Source organism: Psychrosphaera sp. HA2-10 (assembly GCF_055693745.1).
Genome location: NZ_CM146341.1, coordinates 37861 through 53905, shown reverse-complemented (window position 1 = coordinate 53905; position 16045 = coordinate 37861). Strand labels below are relative to the sequence as shown.

Here is a 16045-nt window from a genome sequence, read left to right as displayed (position 1 = left end):
GAGACTCATGTACTTACCTAAAAACTGCCGTGTAATCACGATTGGCGATGGCGACTTAAGTTTCTCTCGTGCGCTTTTAGCACACGTTGAGCCTGAAAATCTTATGGCGAGCACGTACGATACTGAAGATGTGTTGCGGGGTAAGTATGCTCAAAATGCGCTAGACGACTTGCGAAATGCTGGAGTAACTGTTCAGCATGGCATTGATGTTACCAATTTACAAAGCGTAAACGCTTTAGCTGAGCACGAGGCGGACATCGTCATTTTTAATCATCCATTGGTGCCGACACATCGCAGTTATGCGCAATATCAAAAGCAACGTGACAAAAGCTCAAATCTAGTCAATCGAGATCTGCTTTTTCATTTTTTAAAACACAGTTTTGATTTGTTATTAAAACCAGATGGCGAACGACTATGTTACATCACTACGAAGTCTGTAAAGCCATACAGCCATTGGCACATTGAAACCAGTTTAACAATTAATACCCAGTACTATTACCTAGGTAGTGAACCATTTCAGCTATCAATGTTTAAAAATTACATGGTTAGAAATGTTGATCGAGACAAGTGCGTAAAACATGAAGCGAGTGATGTGTATGTATATTCCGACCGGATAAATCACCCAGTGCTTGAGCGGTTAAGTCCTTTTAATTTTACTGCTGATTCATGTTGTAAACTATGTCGAAAAGGCCCGTTCGCCACTAATGACGATTGGGCGGTACACCAAAATACACGTATACATAAAGCACAAGTGCAATACCATGAGGCTTGGTTAATGCATCATCAAAATCTGTGTAGCAAATACGGTTGATAGTTGTCTGCTGACACTTCGATATTTAGATTGTCTATCTTATCTTGCAGTTCATTCGATTTTTTCGTGAGTGAACTCATGGTGATGGTATTGTCATCTAAATTATAAAGTTGCGTACAGGCTTTATAATAAAAACTCATAATGGTGAGTGCATCGACATCATTTTCTTCCAGCGCAGCATCAATCTTTTTGCTTTTGCGGTAAATATAATTTATTTGCTGCTTGAGTTGCCAGACATAATAGATTTCTCGCATAAAAGGGTGAGTTTTAAATTTACTTAATAGGCTACCGATAATGATCATCGCAACCACAACGCCCATTAGATTTATCCAGAAATGACTTCCTTCGCGGTCAGTAAAAAAGTAAATCACCGATTGTGAAATACCCAATGACAATACCATCAAACTAACAACGCCAATTGCAATGAGTATATTGAGGCGTTTGCGATATACCTGTTTATCGATTGTTTCAAATTTCATTGTCTAAACTCTTACTTTATCTCTGACTCAGCCAGCAATTCCAACAACACCTGCTTAAACGTTTCTTGAGGTTGAGCGCCTGTTAATCCGCTAGTGCGGTTAAACACAACGGTTGGCACCCCAGAAACCCCCATTTGTCGCCACTGAGCTTCAAGTTCACGCACTCGTTGATGAATTTCATCGTTTGCTAATGCTGCTTTGGCTTGCTCGCGATCAATCCCCACAACTTCAGCTTCATTTAACAATACATCAACGTTAGACACATCTTTTTGCTCCGTAAAGCAAGCCGTGAACAGGCGCAATTTTAATTCAGTTTGCTTACCAAGCTGGTGTGCTAAGTCTAAAAGAACATGCGCGCTAAACGTATTAACTATTTTCATGCCCTCAAAGTAATTAAAGTCAAAGTCGTATTTTGCCCCTAAGTTCTTTAAGTTATCTCTGGCTTTATCGCTATCTTCTTTTGATGAGCCATATTTTCGCATGATATGTGCCGTTAATTCCTCACCTTCAGCAGGCATATCGGGATTTAACTCAAATGGCTGCCATTCAATTTCCACCTTATCTTGAATACCTAGCTCGGTAATCGCTGCGTTTAGGTGTTTATAACCAATCACGCACCATGGGCACACAACATCTGAAATTATATCTAACTTGATTTTACTGCTCATCACACACCGCCATTATAGGTTCTTCGCTCAATTATCCTGCTTATATATGGGCAACTTTAACAAACCAAACTCAGACCGCCTAAAACTAGTTAATTAATGATGTTATTGCGTTAATAACTAATTCTGGTTTTTCAACATGGATGTTATGTCCTGCATTGTTAACTCGGTAGTGCACTCCTTGTGTAACCGATTTAAATAAGTCGATATGAATATTTAACCACGCCAACTTACCTTGTTTTGTTTCTTCGAAAACGAAGGGTTCATTACTTACCTTGGTAGACGTAAGAAGTGCTGTAGGTATATTAGCCGGCAGAGGTGTTACAACGTTTGGTTGGCTGTCCATTTGTTTAAGTAACACCTCGTAGTCGCCCACTAAATGAGTTGGCATATACTTTTTTAACATTAAGTCGTCTTGCTGTATCCGCTGTGACGCTATTGATTTAAAAATTGTTCTTTGTGAAATAACAGAAGGGTCTATTAATACTAATGCACTTGTAGATGCAGGGTAGTTCCGAGCAAATTCTGTTGCAACTATACCACCATACGAGTGACCTACTAATGTGATTGGTGTATCTATTTTAAGTGCTTCAATTAACAGGTGTAACTGCTGTACATGCTCACTTATTGTAAGTTTAATATCAGCAGATTTTGTTTTTCCTGTGCCTATTCGGGAGTATGTTATTGTTCGGTATTCTGGTGATAGTGATTCAATTAGGGGCTGCCATGTATCTAATCCAGTGCCAAATCCGGACTCAAAAATAATGGTCTTTAAATGTTCCGTTCTTTTACTTTCCGGACTAGAAATTTTTACTTCATAGTTCGTGTCTCCCACTTGAATGAAAGAGTCTTTAATTACTCCTTCTAACGCAAACGTTGACGATGCGAAAAAGAAAATAGCACTTGTAAAGATTTGTAATGTTATGTTTTTCATGAATTTTCCTTGTTGTTTTTAATCCGACATTAATCATAAAACATGCCAAAAATAAAACTTTGAAAAACAATAACTTAAAACTGGTCGCTAAAGTTTCCACTTTATGTAATTGATTTTTATGACCAAATTTTGGTTATTTTCGTTAAATAAAATTCTTTGTGAAGTCGCAGAGTGCTATATTGTCCGATTGACGTAGGATTTAATTAGTGAAGGTGAATATTGGCAAAACCGAATTCTAAGGCGCCAGACAAGTCGGTGACTATTTACTGTAAACAATGTCAGCAAGTCCTTTTTAAGTATAAAAAAGGTGGTAAAGGTGCTTTGATAAAGTGCTTTAAAGAGAGGATAACAAAGGATTATACAAACGAAAGTTGTACCTGCCCGCAGTGCAATACCGTGTTTGCACGTGACACCTTGGTGAGGGGCACGCCTGCTCTTAAGTTTATTGGTGGAAAGGTCTGGTTTAAATAACTTAAGCAATACCTAACTTTTTCTTTAGATAATCACTAGTGAGATGTTTTACAACATCAAATGGGTCACACTTCTGGCCATCTTCATTAAAGTCTATTGGACCAATGCGTTCAGCAACGTCTAACGCTGCACGATTAAGCTCTGCGTTTCGCTTGCCGATGCCCATTAACGCGCCACCCATCGCCAACTGAACACGTTTTGACTCTTTGTCTGCATTCTTATTTATATTACTGATCACAGACAAGAAAAACTCATCGGTATAGGCCTTGGCTTTTTTCTTGGACAATTCGTAAATCAATCCGTAGGCACAACTGCGTCGAACTTCATCATCACTATTAAGCCACGATTTTGCTACTTCAAACGCTACCGGAGATTTAGCGAGCGTCGCGTCGCATGATGAAAAAACATGACGCAACATGCCACTATTAAGCTCTTCAACTTGTTGTTCTGCTTGCTCTACGGTGACTTGTTTTGGATCGTCAATTAACAGCCCAAGTACCTTAGCGTCATAATTATCCGTCGCCCACAGTTCATGCGCCAAAGGACGGTTTTTACCAATTTGTTTGGCTAGTTTACGCTGTACCGTTAATCCAATACCAAAGCTTGTTAAACCACCTGTTTCAGTTAACTTTTGCCAATTCTCTATACCTCGCGGGTTTTGATTCTGCTCTAGTAACTCAAATACTTGCGCTTTATTCATCATTGACCTTTTGTCTTTTCCTGTTTATTCACTTCAAATACTGACAGAAAAAAACTATCTAGTTCAGAAACTTTGTAACAACTAATTAGAATGTTCTTAATATTACATCTGCCTTATTCAATATTAGCGGTATGACTCATATAAACGCAACAAAGACACTAATGTGCTTTATTTTTGTTACGTTTTAACTATAATACTTTCGGTTCGAAACTTAAGTCGGAAGAAAATGGTTCAAAAACGTAACACTCAATCCCGTCGTCGTGCAATTGTTGATAAGGTAATAGCCTTTCAAGAAGTGTCCGTTGAACAGTTAAAAGATGAGTTCAATACGTCTGAAGTGACTATTCGCAAAGACTTATCAGCACTTGAAGCCAATGGCTTATTGTTACGTAAATATGGCGGTGCAGTGGCATTGCCTACTGAGTCTTCAGAGCTAACAAACACTGAAGTTTCGAAAACGAAACAAGCGATAGGTAAAGCGGCGGCAGCGCTAATTAAAGATCATAACCGAATAGTTATTGATAGTGGCAGTACAACCTCTGCTTTATTGGAACATGCTCAAACCGTTCGCGGTTTAGTGGTAATGACCAATTCAATTTCCGTTGCCAATCGAATTCTAGAATTAGAAAACGAACCCACCTTATTAATGACCGGTGGTACGTGGGATGCTCAGTCTCATTCATTGCAAGGTCAATTCGCTGAAAACATGTTACGCGCCTATAATTTTGACCAAGCGTTTTTAGGCGCTTCAGGTTTAGACGTTGAGCGTGGTACCACTACGTTTAATGAGCTAACAAACCTAAGTAGAACCATGGCCAATGTATCGCAGCAAGTTATTGTTATGGCCGAGTCTGAAAAGTTAGACCGAAAGATACCCAATTTAGAATTAGCATGGGAACACATAGATATTCTAGTGACCGATGCTGACATTAATATTGACAGTGAGCGAAAAATTACCGCTCACAATGTCCAAGTAATTAAAGTTTAAGGATTAAATTATGTGCGGAATTGTTGGTGGCGTAGCTGAGCGTCATATTGTAAATATTTTATTAGAAGGCCTTAAGCGTCTTGAATACCGTGGTTATGACTCTGCTGGTGTTGCGTTACTAGAAACTGACGGCACGTTAATGCGTGAACGTGAAGTAGGTAAAGTACAAGCCTTGGCTGATGCGGTTGCGCAGTCTGGTGTTAACGGTGTAACTGGTATTGCTCACACTCGCTGGGCAACTCACGGTGGTGTTACTCAAAAAAATGCACACCCACATATGTCACAAGAAAAAATTGCCTTAGTTCACAACGGCATTATCGAAAACCACGAAACGCTACGTGAGTCACTTAAAGCAAAAGGTTATACTTTTACTTCTGATACTGACACCGAAGTAATTGCTCACTTAGTAAACGAAAACCGCCAATCAGCAGCTTCTCTTTTAGCGGCTGTTCAAACCTCGGTTAAACAGTTAGAAGGCGCTTACGGTACCGTTATCATGGAGCCGTCAAACCCAGATACTATTGTTGTTGCTCGTTCTGGCTCTCCGCTTGTTATTGGTGTTGGTATTGGCGAAAACTTTGTTGCCTCTGACCAGTTAGCGCTTCTTCCTGTAACGCGTCGTTTTATCTTCTTAGAAGAAGGTGATGTAGCTGAAATCACTCGTGATCGCATTAGCATTTTTGATACAAACGGCAACCCAGTTGAGCGTGAAATTACAGAGTCTGACATTACCCACGATGCCGGTGACAAAGGTGAATACCGTCACTACATGTTAAAAGAAATTCATGAGCAGCCAATTGCGGTTCGTAATACTTTAAAAAATCGTATTAACGACGAAACGGTTATCGAAAAGTATTTAGGTGAAAATGCCGCTGAAATATTAAAAGGCATCGACCACGTTCAAATCATTGCCTGTGGTACGTCTTACCACTCAGGCATGGTTGCTCGTTACTGGTTAGAGTCTTTAGCAAACGTAAGCTGTAATGTTGAGATTGCATCTGAATTCCGTTACAGAAAGTCATACGTGCCTAAAAACTCACTTATCGTAACAATTTCACAATCAGGTGAAACCGCAGATACATTAGCGGCATTACGTTTAGCAAAAGAAATTGGCTACAAAGCCAGCTTGTCAGTTTGTAACGTACCTGGTTCTTCATTAGTTCGTGAATCTGACCTAGCGGTTATGACCAACGCCGGTGCTGAAATTGGTGTAGCTTCAACAAAAGCATTTACTACTCAGTTAGTTGCGCTTCTTATGCTTACTGCTGCGTTAGGTAAGCAAAAAGGCATGTCAGCTGAATTACAAAAACAATTAGTTTCAGCACTAGCTAGCCTACCTGCTAAGTTAGAAGAAACCTTGTTAATGTCTGATGGCATCGAAGAGTTAGCAAAAGAATTTGCTGACAAGCACCACAGCTTATTCTTAGGTCGTGGCGAGCAATATCCAATTGCGATGGAAGGTGCATTAAAGCTTAAAGAGATTTCTTACATTCACGCTGAAGCTTATGCGGCTGGTGAACTTAAACACGGTCCTTTAGCGTTAATTGATGCAGAAATGCCAATTATTGTTGTTGCACCAAACAATGAACTACTTGAAAAGCTTAAATCGAACGTTGAAGAAGTTCGTGCTCGTGGCGGCATCTTGTATGTATTCGCTGATAAAGACGCAAAATTCAAGAGCGACGAAACAATGCGTGTACTTGAAGTACCACACGTTGACGAGTTGATTGCACCAATTGTATATACACTTCCTTTGCAATTACTAAGCTACTACGTTGCAATTATTAAAGGCACAGACGTTGACCAACCACGTAACCTAGCAAAATCAGTTACCGTTGAATAACTTAGCCTAGCTGTGCAGCTGTGCACGTTAAATAATGTTCGAAACTGAGTTTAATGTGCGCAACAGTTGTTGTAGATTCTGCATAAAGTTGCAAACATCTAATTAAAGATGCAAACAAATTTAAAGGGCTCATTGAGCCCTTTTTCTTTATAAATTAAAGTGAATAAGTCTTAACTCGAATAACAGAATTAAATCAAATCTGACAGTGAATGGCCGATTTGTGCCAGATACGGAAGTTGATATGTTACAACTCAAACGACAGCTCTGTACGTACAGCAGCCGCCCAAGAAGAACGGGAGATAGATCTGTGATGGACCTGAAGCAGACATTCACACAAGAACATTTTTTAATTGTGTAAATATCTATCATACTTGTAGTGATATTAAGAACATATATTTTCGACTTAACCGCACTGAACAAACAGAAAACATTAGTTCGACAAGTTGTTGCTTTTAATTCAGCATGTTAGGTTAGAAAAAATGTTCTATGGAAAGACTGCCCTTTGATTTACCAAACTTTAAACCATCGTATTTGCGAGCAATCATTAACTATTGTTGAAGCCTCAGGAGCAAGCCTCAATATCCGCCCAAAAACCTGCCAAATGCTTATTCTTTTGCTTAAAAGCTCAGGTAAACCGATAAGTAAGCAATCCCTACTTGACATAGTCTGGAAAGACTCTGTAGTAAGTGAGCAAGTTGTCTTTCAATCTATGACTGAAATTAGGCAATTATTTCCACAGACAGTTGTTATTAAAACTATTCCAAAACAAGGTTATATATGGATACATGAGGTTCAAATATCGAATGCTAAGACTAGGAACCCTGCTAAAATAGCGACTCAGACAATTAATACCGCCGATAAAACTTTTTGGACTAACAAGCTCAATTTATCACTAATTGGCCTACTAGTTTTGGCAGTACTCGTTACTACTTTTCAACAATATGTTCAATCTAACGAGCGAAATACCGCCGAATCAGAGCTACAAGGTTCCATTGTAATTTTGCCAATCCAAAATCACATCGATGGCAATGATCACAATTGGATTCGCCTTGGCATGATGGACCAGCTTATTCAACAATTACCCAACTCTCAACAGAACGCTGTGTTACAAACAGATTATGTTTTGAAAGTTTTGGAGCGCGCAAAGGTTCAAAAAGATGACATTCAAGCAATTGATATTAATAGGATATTTAGAGTCTCTGGTGCTGAGCTCATTGTATTTTCTAAACTGATGGGCACGCCACACGATTACCAATTGGTTTATTCATTTCATTATCGCAATAGTCTGAAGAAAGGTGTTATATCGAGCAGGGCTATACAGCCTTTAGTTGATGATTTTAGTCAGTTGATTGCGAGCCAATTGGGTACCGACGTGGAAATACTGCAAAATGCCTATCAAAAAGACTTCAACAATGAAATGCTTGGTACAGCCATTGAAGCTCGCAGTAGGGACGACTTTAGGTTAGCGAAGTCAATCCTAGAGAGCATAGTGTTAACCAACCCAAATAACCTGACTGCACAACGAATATTGATAGAAACTCTATTGAGACTAAAGCAATTTGAACTAGCAAAAAAACAAATAAAAGACATATTGCCACTTGCGATAAACCTCAATGATTCAAATGAAATAACCAGACTTCTCTATCTAGAGGCCCTTACCGCTTATGTTACTTATGATGATGCCTCTGCGTCTAATTCAGCTAAAAAAGCACTAATATCAGCCCAAAACAACAATGACTGGTTATTAATGGCACAAATCAAAAACGTTCAAGCGGCCCTAGCAATAAATACAAAGGACTATGCGTTGGTAGAACAATTATATACCGAAGAAAAGGCGTATCATAAGGTTTTACGTTGCCCTATTGGTGAGTCTCAATCCTGGGCCAATTTAGCCAAGGTTGCAAAAATGCGTAATCAGCCACGTAAGTTTCATTTTGCTATCGACCAGGCAATTGAGATAGCCAAGCGGAGAGAGTTAAAGTCACAATTAGCTTTTTATACAAAAACTAAAGAGTCGACTTTTAATTAATAAAAACAGTGACTTTAGAAAATTATAGAAACCTTTAGTATTCTTAAAACCATGTTGTGATGTACAAGCGAGTCTTCAAATTTAAAACATAAGGATAATTATGAGACTTTTAATTTGTTCATCACTTTTACTCTTCTTTTCAGGGTTGTGCTCTGCCAGCCAAATGAATCATCAATCGATAAATATGGTCATTGATGCGTTTAAAGAATCTATTCAAAATAAAGATAAACCAAGCTTTTTAAGACTTTTTCTAGACCCTTCTAAACCCATTATTGGAGTAGTGTCAGAAGAAAGTATGGTGACTCGGCGCGCAGCTGTGAACAAAATAAATAAACAAAACAATAAAAGCTTTGTTGCAACAAAAACTTGGACTGTGATGCCAACAGATATGATCGACCGTATTGTATCGAGTAAAGAAAGCTCAAGAGAAAAGTTCAGTAATATAAAAATCCATACTGATGAAAATGTAGCCAGCGTGTACTTTAATTATAAGTATTTTAAAGGTAACAAAATGAAAAACTGGGGTAGCGAAACCTGGCAATTAGTAAAGACCCTTGAAGGCTGGAAAATTTCATCCATAAACTACTCAATTACGTTTGTTAAATAGCTCGACTGAGTTACTTGTGCAAAGAATCTTGATTGTTTTCAAAAATAGCAAATAGTCGTAGTGTGCTCTTTTGAGTCACACGCCTAAACTATTTTTGGGGCACAAACGAGTTAATATGCAAATAGGTTCACAAATAAATAAAAAAAGGGATAAAGGAAAAGGAATGATTAAAAGAGCGGGATATTTTATTTTTATATTGGCAACAGTTTTTAATGTTTACGGTAAACAGCACATCAAGCCAAGCATTGCAACGTCTTTTCAAATTAAAAAAGTTAACTTATATATCGAATGCTATGGGCAAGGCTCCCCGGCAATTATTATTAATTCTGGTTTTGGTGGCACTGTTGAAAAAGACGGGTGGCGAGAATTAATAAAGACTATGCAACTAAAAAATACACTATGCATTTATGACAGAGCAAATTTAGGGAAAAGCGGTAAATCGATAGGCCATTATGACGTTGGTACTATTGTTGAACATCAAAATCTGTTACTACAAAAAGCAGGTATTAATCCACCTTTTGTGATGGTTGGACATTCTTATGGTGCTTACCCCATTAAACTATTCAATCACCTTTATCCCGAAAAAGTAGCTGCTGTTTTACTTGTGGATCCTTCACTATACGGGCAATTTAAAAGTCATATTAATAAATGGGATCCAGAAAATGATAAATACACTGCTGAAACACGCAATCAAATGGAAGAAGAGTTAGCAAATTGGAATGGTACTCCAACTAATATTGAAAATATTAATAATAGAACAGGTGATCTTCCCCTGAAACACTAGACACCTAGCTTGCCGATTTATATTGGACTTCAAACTCTTCAGGGGACTGATGACCTAGATGGCTATGCAGTCGAACTCGATTGTAAAATACTTCTATATAATCAAACAAGTCTGCTCTTGCTTCGTCCCTAGTCGCGTATATTTTTCGTTTCACTCGTTCTGTTTTAAGTGAATGGAAGAAACTCTCCGCAACTGCATTATCCAAGCAGTGCCCACGTCGACTCATACTGCTGGTTAAGTTGTTAGACTTTAAAAACGCTTGATAATCATCACTGGTATATTGGCTACCTTGGTCGCTATGAACGATAACATTAGATTTAGGTTGTCTGCGCCAAACGGCCATTAATATAGCCTTGATGACAATTTCTCGCTTCATAGTTGGCTGCATTGACCAACCTATCACCTTACGCGAGAATAAGTCGACAACAACAGCTAGATACAACCAACCTTCATAGGTTCTGATATAGGTAATATCCGTTACCCACGTATTATCAGGCTCAGCTACTACAAATTGCTGTTGTACATGATTTTCTGAAATAACCGATGGAGCTGACGATTTAAAATAACGGCGCTTATAGCCCAAATTAGCTTTGAGCTTAGCTAGCCTCATTAATCGGGCCACGCGATTTTCTCCAACGTGAGTTCCATTACGTTTGAGTTGAGCCGTAATACGAGGACTGCCGTATACACCACCTGACTCGACAAACGCTTCTTTGATCTCTTTGGTCAGTTGTTTGTTTTCAATAGCTCTAGGTGATTCAGGCTCATTTAACCAAGCATAGAATCCACTACGGTGAACATTCAACACTGAACACATGCGGGTGACTTTCCATTTGTCGAGCCGTGATTTTATGAACGCGTACCTTTCCTTGACTCGCTTGCAAAGAACGCGGCGGCCTCCTTTAATATGTCACGTTCCTCCGTAACTCTTTTAAGCTCAGCCTTTAACCGCTTTAACTCTTCACTTTCTTTATTCTGCTTAGGTGTTTTCTTGGCCTTGTTAACCCAGTTGTAAAGGGATTTATCAGTAATACCTAATCGATTGGCAACATCTTTAATTGAGTAACCATTATCGATAACCTGACGAACGGCTTCGTCTTTAAATTCTTGGGGATATTTATTTCTCATAACACCTTCTATCTTACTTCAATTTCAAAATAAAAGATGTCTAGTTGTTCAGGGGAAGATCAAGGGTTAAAGTAAGAGATGGTGACATGGTATTTCCAATGACGGCAATGGGAAAAACAGCATTCGCCACAGGAAAAATTCAAGGCATTCCAATGACTTTAGAGCGCACTAAGCAGTATTTGGCTTATCAAGCCGAAGAGATGCAAGAAAGCTTTGACCCTGACTCTGTAACTGAAGCGATGACCGTTTATCAACTTTCGCCTCACGGCGTAACGATTGTCGATTAATGTCTAAATCCATTAATTGGTTCAAGTTAAACCGTTCGCTGCATCGCGACATCGGCTACTTTTGTATTGGCATGACGTTGATTTTTGCGGTATCTGGTATTGCCGTGAATCATGTTGAAGACTGGAATCCAAACTACGATGTTACTCAAGAAACCGTGACGATTGGTGGTCTTTCTGAGCGTATTGAGCAACAGGGTTCTGAGCAAAAAGAATTTGAGCAATGGTTATTAGCTGAGCTTAATTTGCAAACTACAATTAAAGCGCAGTTTTGGGAGACACCTAATCGGTTAAAACTCTTTAGCAAGCAAGATCATACGTTAATTATTTCACCATCGAATAATGAAGTAGTGATTGAGCAGATGAAACCAAGAGTATTACTGCGAGCCGCAAACTTTTTACATTTAAACGAAGCGCGAAAGGCATGGACCTATTTTTCTGACGCTTATGCGGTCATGTTAATATTTTTATCGCTTTCAGCCTTATTTATGATCAAAGGCAAATACGGCCCTTTTGGAAAAAGGGGCTTACTAATTATTGCTGGTATCGCAATTCCAATTGGTTTTGTGGTTATGTATAGCAGTTAATAAAAAAGCCGACACAAGTTCGGCTTTTTAGTAGAACGATTATTCAACCATTAAAATTGATAGTTTACTGACAACCTTACCGTACGTGGTTCAAACACGTGATAATGAACATCTTCAACGGGGTTCATTTCTGACGCTAATTGAGACTCATAAAAGTAGTCAATGTCATGGTCACTACTGTTTGTTAAGTTTAAAACATCAACTTTATACGTTAATGAACCATCACGATAACCTACCCTTAAGTTACTGATAAAGCTTGCATCAGAGTAAACCGAACCGTCTTCGATTAATGGTCGCTTACCAAAGTATCTTAGTCTAAAACTACCAAACCAAGCTTCGTCAATATCTACATTTACACCGGCTTGAACAACGTGTTTTGGTGCACCAGGGATTAGATCTCCACCTTCTGGGTTACCCGCGAATTTTGCTTTTGTATAGGCGTACTCTAAATCAACACTTAGCGTTTCATTAAAGTAGTAATAAGTTGTTAGTTCTAAGCCGTGGCGTTTGGAAGCATCGCTTGCTTCAGTATTACCAGCATCGCCAACAAATAATAACTCACTGTCTAAGTCTAATTGCCACAATGCAATAGAGACATTAAACAGTTCACTCTTGTAACCGCGCAAACCAAGTTCATAGCCTGTTGATTTAACAAGAGGATCTACGGCATCAACAGCCTCACCATTTGATGGGTCAATGCGTATTGTTGTGCCTCTTGCGTCATTCGAGTGAAAACCCTGACCATACGAAAGATAACCTTCCCAAGCGTCATTTATTGAATAAATCAAATTGGCTTTTAAAGAGGTTTGGCTGTCATCTGACTCACCACTATTTGCTGCAAGATTTATATTGTTAATATTTGTAGACGTTGCTCCATTACCAACGCGATCACGAACATCAAAGTCATAATAATCATGACGCAGTCCAATCACAGTGCGAACGCGATCGTTCCAATCAATACTGTTTTGCCAATATGCTCCCAGGCTTAATTCATCAACGCTGTCTCTACGAATCGCCCCTAAACGCTGGCGCTCTTTAGTGCGAAATAAACCCACTTCTGCAACGTCATCGTTACGAAGCTCAATTCCAACTAAGTTGTTCATTGCCATGTCATTAGATAACTTTTTTTCATCTAATTTATAACTTAACGAACCACCCCAAATTGTGCGGTCATCTACTTGTTCAAATTGATCGCCATCAACATTGTCGTCTAGCAAGTAAGTGAAGTTTGACCATAAAGTCATGTCGTAATTAATGGCATACACATTGGCTTGCCACTGACCTTGTTGCCAATCAACACTTAAACTATAACGTGAAGACTCACCTCCCACGCTAGTATCAATGGAACCAAGCTCATCAATTAAACCGGATTCAACCGCACGGCCCGGTATTTGGTCAGCACTATTCCAGGTGTTGTCATATCCCATAAATGCAGCACTAATAAAGCCGTCTTCTAACTCATAAGTTTGCTTTAGCAATAAATTCGTTTTGTCTAAGTCTTCGTCAATGTCAGTCCAAGGCCCATCATAACCAGTATGTGAAAACGCATATAAGGTATCGCCACCAGCGATTTGGGCATCATTGAGCACAACAAAACGATGATAGTTATCTTCGCCTAGCGTTAGCTCAACTTGTCCTTGTTCTACTTTTTTAAACGTAGAAAAAGCCGCATGACCCGCACCACTGAAGTCACCAACATCGGCGTAATAAGAGCCCTTTTTATAGCTCAAACGCTCAACACTTTCCGGTATTAAAAAGTTTAAATCTGTATAACCTTGCCCATGCCCATGTGAGCGCATGTTAACTGGCATGCCATCAACAAAAGTCGAGAAGTCGGTACCATGGTCTAGATTAAAGCCTCGTAAAAAGTACTGGTTCGCTTTACCTGTACCGCTATGTTGAGTCACAACCATGCCAGGTACTAATTCTAGTACTTCACCGGTTCTTAATAACGGTCGTATTGAAATTTCTTCTTGGCCAACTATGCCTTCAGATGCTGATATTGCATCACCAATTAGATTCGTTTTACGGCCTTCAACGGTAATGGTTTCAAACGTCTCATTTTCTGGGCCAGCCGAGTCGCTGGTTTCTGCTAATGCAGAAAATGGCAGTGCTGTTGAGCCAAGCACGATTGGTAACAGCCATTGATTATGCTTCATTATGTATCCTTTCAAATCTTTATTAGAAAACAGCCAGTGGGCTTTTCTTATTGCCCGTATTATACGGATACCTAATAAAATTGGATGCAGATAAAATTTACTCATATGGTTAGTTTGTGGAATTGTCGAATTGTACGAAAAATAGTGAGTATTGAAGACCTGAATTTGGAGTGCTTGATCTGGATATGATTAACCCAGCCTCAAAGCTTGAGGCCGGCTAGCTTCCATTTTATTGCTGAATTTTACGAATATTATTTAAATATTGACCTAGCAAAACACTTGTAAACGCAAATACCGGTACCGTAATTGCCAAAGACATTGCTCCACTTGGAAAAAAGTATCCGACAATAATGCCAACAATCGACGTTATCGTAAATTGCAGAAAGCCTAAAACGGATGATGCCTTCCCTGCGCAGTCTGGAAATGGCGCCAATGCCATACCAATCGAACTGCCTAAACTAAACGAGAATCCGAAACTTCCGATACTTAAAAACACTAAATATTGAGTTAATGAGTCTGGGTTCGGTATCACAAAAAACATAGCTGACGACAAAATCATTAACCCTAACCCGAGGTGACAAGTTATTTTTGCAGACGTTTTACTAATTAGTTGCGTTGCACAATATGCCGCAAACATTATTAAAAAAGCGTTGCTACCGAACACCAATGAAAATTCCGTTGGAGTCAGGCCTAAGTTATCAATGAGCAGGACTGGGGACTTCACAACATACTGAACTATAAAAGCCATTGCAGCCATTGACGCTATGGCATTCGGCGAAAACCGGACATCCGATATTATCGACCAAAAACTTTTACTTTTTTCTGGCGCATCTGCATTTATGCTCTCGCTTGTGATTTCTGATTTGTCGTTTGTTTCATGCATTTTTACTTTTGTAAAAAGTAGCGTAACGGCACCTAATACTACCAATAACGCAAAACAGTATCGCCAGCCAAATTGAACTGAAATAAATCCCCCCAATAAGGGTGCGAGTGCAGGGACAATACTTTGTGCGCCATTTAATACGGAATAAATTTTGGCGCTCTCAGACTCATTAAATAAGTCCCGAACCACAGCTAAAGCCGTAACGGCGCAACCACAAGCACCAACGCCTTGAATCAGGCGGCTAGCCATTAACGTTTCTAAATTTGTGGCGACAGTTGCTAAAACAGAGGCTACAACATAGATAAGCAAAGAGGCCAGAGCGATAGGTTTTCGGCCATATTTATCAGATAGCGCTCCTAAAAAAAGCTGACCAATTCCCATACTAATTAAATAAAAAAAGATACCGAGCTGCACATTATCAACACTTGTATTTAAGTCATTGGCAATGAGCTGAACTGCGGGCAGGTAGATATCAACGGGCAACAAATTCAAAATCATGAAGAACATCATTAACCAAACTATGCCATTTTTGCTTAATGTCTTTTTCTTGCCTGAAAAACTATTATTGGTGTTATCACCATTTAACGAATCCGACAACTCAGTCCCCTGCTCTCTCGTTTTTATAATTAACTCGTGCACCATAATAATATGGTGCGGCGCATTATAAGTCGGTAATTAATATTAACAAGGGTA

16 protein-coding genes are annotated in these 16045 nt (G+C 39.1%); 9 read left to right on the top strand and 7 right to left on the bottom strand.

What is annotated here, in order from left to right:
- The first annotated feature begins 7 nt into the window (after nt 1–7).
- Nucleotides 8–811 (top strand): class I SAM-dependent methyltransferase, encoded by an 804-nt coding sequence (locus ACZ1GV_RS00260; RefSeq protein ID WP_472674728.1) that lies wholly within the window; start codon nt 8–10, stop codon nt 809–811.
- Here ACZ1GV_RS00260 and ACZ1GV_RS00255 read toward each other — a convergent pair.
- The 3 genes from ACZ1GV_RS00255 to ACZ1GV_RS00245 all read right to left on the bottom strand — a co-directional run bounded on the left by ACZ1GV_RS00255 (nt 784) and on the right by ACZ1GV_RS00245 (nt 2889).
- Nucleotides 784–1290 carry a DUF3087 domain-containing protein gene (locus tag ACZ1GV_RS00255; protein ID WP_472674727.1) on the bottom strand — a complete coding sequence of 169 codons (507 nt, stop codon included), beginning with the start codon at nt 1288–1290 and terminating at the stop codon, nt 784–786. The genes ACZ1GV_RS00260 and ACZ1GV_RS00255 overlap by 28 nt on opposite strands.
- A gap of 11 nt (nt 1291–1301) precedes the next feature.
- A complete protein-coding gene (locus tag ACZ1GV_RS00250) occupies nt 1302–1958 on the bottom strand; it encodes a DsbA family oxidoreductase (protein ID WP_472674726.1) in 657 nt (218 codons plus the stop codon).
- Between the two features lie 85 nt (nt 1959–2043).
- A complete protein-coding gene (locus ACZ1GV_RS00245) occupies nt 2044–2889 on the bottom strand; it encodes an alpha/beta fold hydrolase (protein WP_472674725.1) in 846 nt (281 codons plus the stop codon).
- Nucleotides 2890–3108: 219 nt separating this feature from the next.
- On the opposite strand from ACZ1GV_RS00245, the gene ACZ1GV_RS00240 reads away from it, so the two are divergent.
- Nucleotides 3109–3360: a hypothetical protein gene (locus ACZ1GV_RS00240; RefSeq protein WP_472674724.1), complete on the top strand. Its 252-nt coding sequence runs from the start codon at nt 3109–3111 to the stop codon at nt 3358–3360.
- Nucleotide 3361: 1 nt separating this feature from the next.
- Here the strand turns inward: ACZ1GV_RS00240 and ACZ1GV_RS00235 are convergent, their stop codons facing one another.
- Nucleotides 3362–4063 carry a DNA alkylation repair protein gene (locus tag ACZ1GV_RS00235; RefSeq protein WP_472674723.1) on the bottom strand — a complete coding sequence of 234 codons (702 nt, stop codon included), beginning with the start codon at nt 4061–4063 and terminating at the stop codon, nt 3362–3364.
- A gap of 223 nt (nt 4064–4286) precedes the next feature.
- On the opposite strand from ACZ1GV_RS00235, the gene ACZ1GV_RS00230 reads away from it, so the two are divergent.
- From ACZ1GV_RS00230 to ACZ1GV_RS00210, 5 genes are all read left to right on the top strand, one after another.
- Nucleotides 4287–5048: a DeoR/GlpR family DNA-binding transcription regulator gene (locus ACZ1GV_RS00230; protein WP_472674722.1), complete on the top strand. Its 762-nt coding sequence runs from the start codon at nt 4287–4289 to the stop codon at nt 5046–5048.
- A gap of 10 nt (nt 5049–5058) precedes the next feature.
- On the top strand, nt 5059–6891 hold the full coding sequence (glmS, locus tag ACZ1GV_RS00225) for a glutamine--fructose-6-phosphate transaminase (isomerizing) (protein ID WP_472674721.1): 1833 nt from the start codon (nt 5059–5061) through the stop codon (nt 6889–6891).
- 502 nt (nt 6892–7393) lie between these two features.
- Complete coding sequence (locus ACZ1GV_RS00220) at nt 7394–8920, top strand: winged helix-turn-helix domain-containing protein (protein WP_472674720.1); 1527 nt, start codon at nt 7394–7396, stop codon at nt 8918–8920.
- Between the two features lie 100 nt (nt 8921–9020).
- Entirely contained in the window at nt 9021–9527 is a 507-nt protein-coding gene (locus ACZ1GV_RS00215) for a hypothetical protein (protein ID WP_472674719.1), read from the top strand.
- Between the two features lie 115 nt (nt 9528–9642).
- Nucleotides 9643–10311 (top strand): alpha/beta fold hydrolase, encoded by a 669-nt coding sequence (locus ACZ1GV_RS00210; protein WP_472674718.1) that lies wholly within the window; start codon nt 9643–9645, stop codon nt 10309–10311.
- 4 nt (nt 10312–10315) lie between these two features.
- Here ACZ1GV_RS00210 and ACZ1GV_RS00205 read toward each other — a convergent pair.
- A protein-coding gene (locus tag ACZ1GV_RS00205; RefSeq protein WP_472674717.1) for an IS3 family transposase occupies nt 10316–11439 on the bottom strand; the annotation gives its coding sequence in 2 pieces (ribosomal slippage) (nt 10316–11217 and nt 11217–11439; 1125 coding nt in all).
- A 98-nt stretch (nt 11440–11537) separates the two neighbouring features.
- On the opposite strand from ACZ1GV_RS00205, the gene ACZ1GV_RS00200 reads away from it, so the two are divergent.
- On the top strand, nt 11538–11726 hold the full coding sequence (locus tag ACZ1GV_RS00200) for a hypothetical protein (protein ID WP_472674716.1): 189 nt from the start codon (nt 11538–11540) through the stop codon (nt 11724–11726).
- Nucleotides 11726–12310, top strand: a complete 585-nt coding sequence (locus tag ACZ1GV_RS00195; RefSeq protein WP_472674715.1) for a PepSY-associated TM helix domain-containing protein — start codon at nt 11726–11728, stop codon at nt 12308–12310. The genes ACZ1GV_RS00200 and ACZ1GV_RS00195 overlap by 1 nt, the downstream gene beginning before the upstream one ends.
- 50 nt (nt 12311–12360) lie before the next feature.
- On the opposite strand, the gene ACZ1GV_RS00190 is transcribed toward ACZ1GV_RS00195, so the two are convergent.
- Both ACZ1GV_RS00190 and ACZ1GV_RS00185 read right to left on the bottom strand, forming a co-directional pair.
- Entirely contained in the window at nt 12361–14469 is a 2109-nt protein-coding gene (locus ACZ1GV_RS00190) for a TonB-dependent receptor (RefSeq protein WP_472674714.1), read from the bottom strand.
- A gap of 229 nt (nt 14470–14698) precedes the next feature.
- Nucleotides 14699–15949, bottom strand: coding sequence for a multidrug effflux MFS transporter (locus ACZ1GV_RS00185; RefSeq protein WP_472674713.1), 1251 nt, complete (start codon nt 15947–15949; stop codon nt 14699–14701).
- Between the last annotated feature and the right edge of the window lie 96 nt (nt 15950–16045).

Excerpts from the sequence above, each read along its gene's own strand:
- ACZ1GV_RS00260 (WP_472674728.1), top strand. The coding sequence starts at position 8 with ATGTACTTACCTAAAAACTGCCGTGTAATCACGATTGGCGATGGCGAC.
- ACZ1GV_RS00255 (WP_472674727.1), bottom strand. The coding sequence starts at position 1,290 with ATGAAATTTGAAACAATCGATAAACAGGTATATCGCAAACGCCTCAAT.
- ACZ1GV_RS00250 (WP_472674726.1), bottom strand. The coding sequence starts at position 1,958 with ATGAGCAGTAAAATCAAGTTAGATATAATTTCAGATGTTGTGTGCCCA.
- ACZ1GV_RS00245 (WP_472674725.1), bottom strand. The coding sequence starts at position 2,889 with ATGAAAAACATAACATTACAAATCTTTACAAGTGCTATTTTCTTTTTC.
- ACZ1GV_RS00235 (WP_472674723.1), bottom strand. The coding sequence starts at position 4,063 with ATGATGAATAAAGCGCAAGTATTTGAGTTACTAGAGCAGAATCAAAAC.
- ACZ1GV_RS00230 (WP_472674722.1), top strand. The coding sequence starts at position 4,287 with ATGGTTCAAAAACGTAACACTCAATCCCGTCGTCGTGCAATTGTTGAT.
- glmS (WP_472674721.1), top strand. The coding sequence starts at position 5,059 with ATGTGCGGAATTGTTGGTGGCGTAGCTGAGCGTCATATTGTAAATATT.
- ACZ1GV_RS00215 (WP_472674719.1), top strand. The coding sequence starts at position 9,021 with ATGAGACTTTTAATTTGTTCATCACTTTTACTCTTCTTTTCAGGGTTG.
- ACZ1GV_RS00210 (WP_472674718.1), top strand. The coding sequence starts at position 9,643 with ATGCAAATAGGTTCACAAATAAATAAAAAAAGGGATAAAGGAAAAGGA.
- ACZ1GV_RS00200 (WP_472674716.1), top strand. The coding sequence starts at position 11,538 with ATGACGGCAATGGGAAAAACAGCATTCGCCACAGGAAAAATTCAAGGC.
- ACZ1GV_RS00195 (WP_472674715.1), top strand. The coding sequence starts at position 11,726 with ATGTCTAAATCCATTAATTGGTTCAAGTTAAACCGTTCGCTGCATCGC.
- ACZ1GV_RS00190 (WP_472674714.1), bottom strand. The coding sequence starts at position 14,469 with ATGAAGCATAATCAATGGCTGTTACCAATCGTGCTTGGCTCAACAGCA.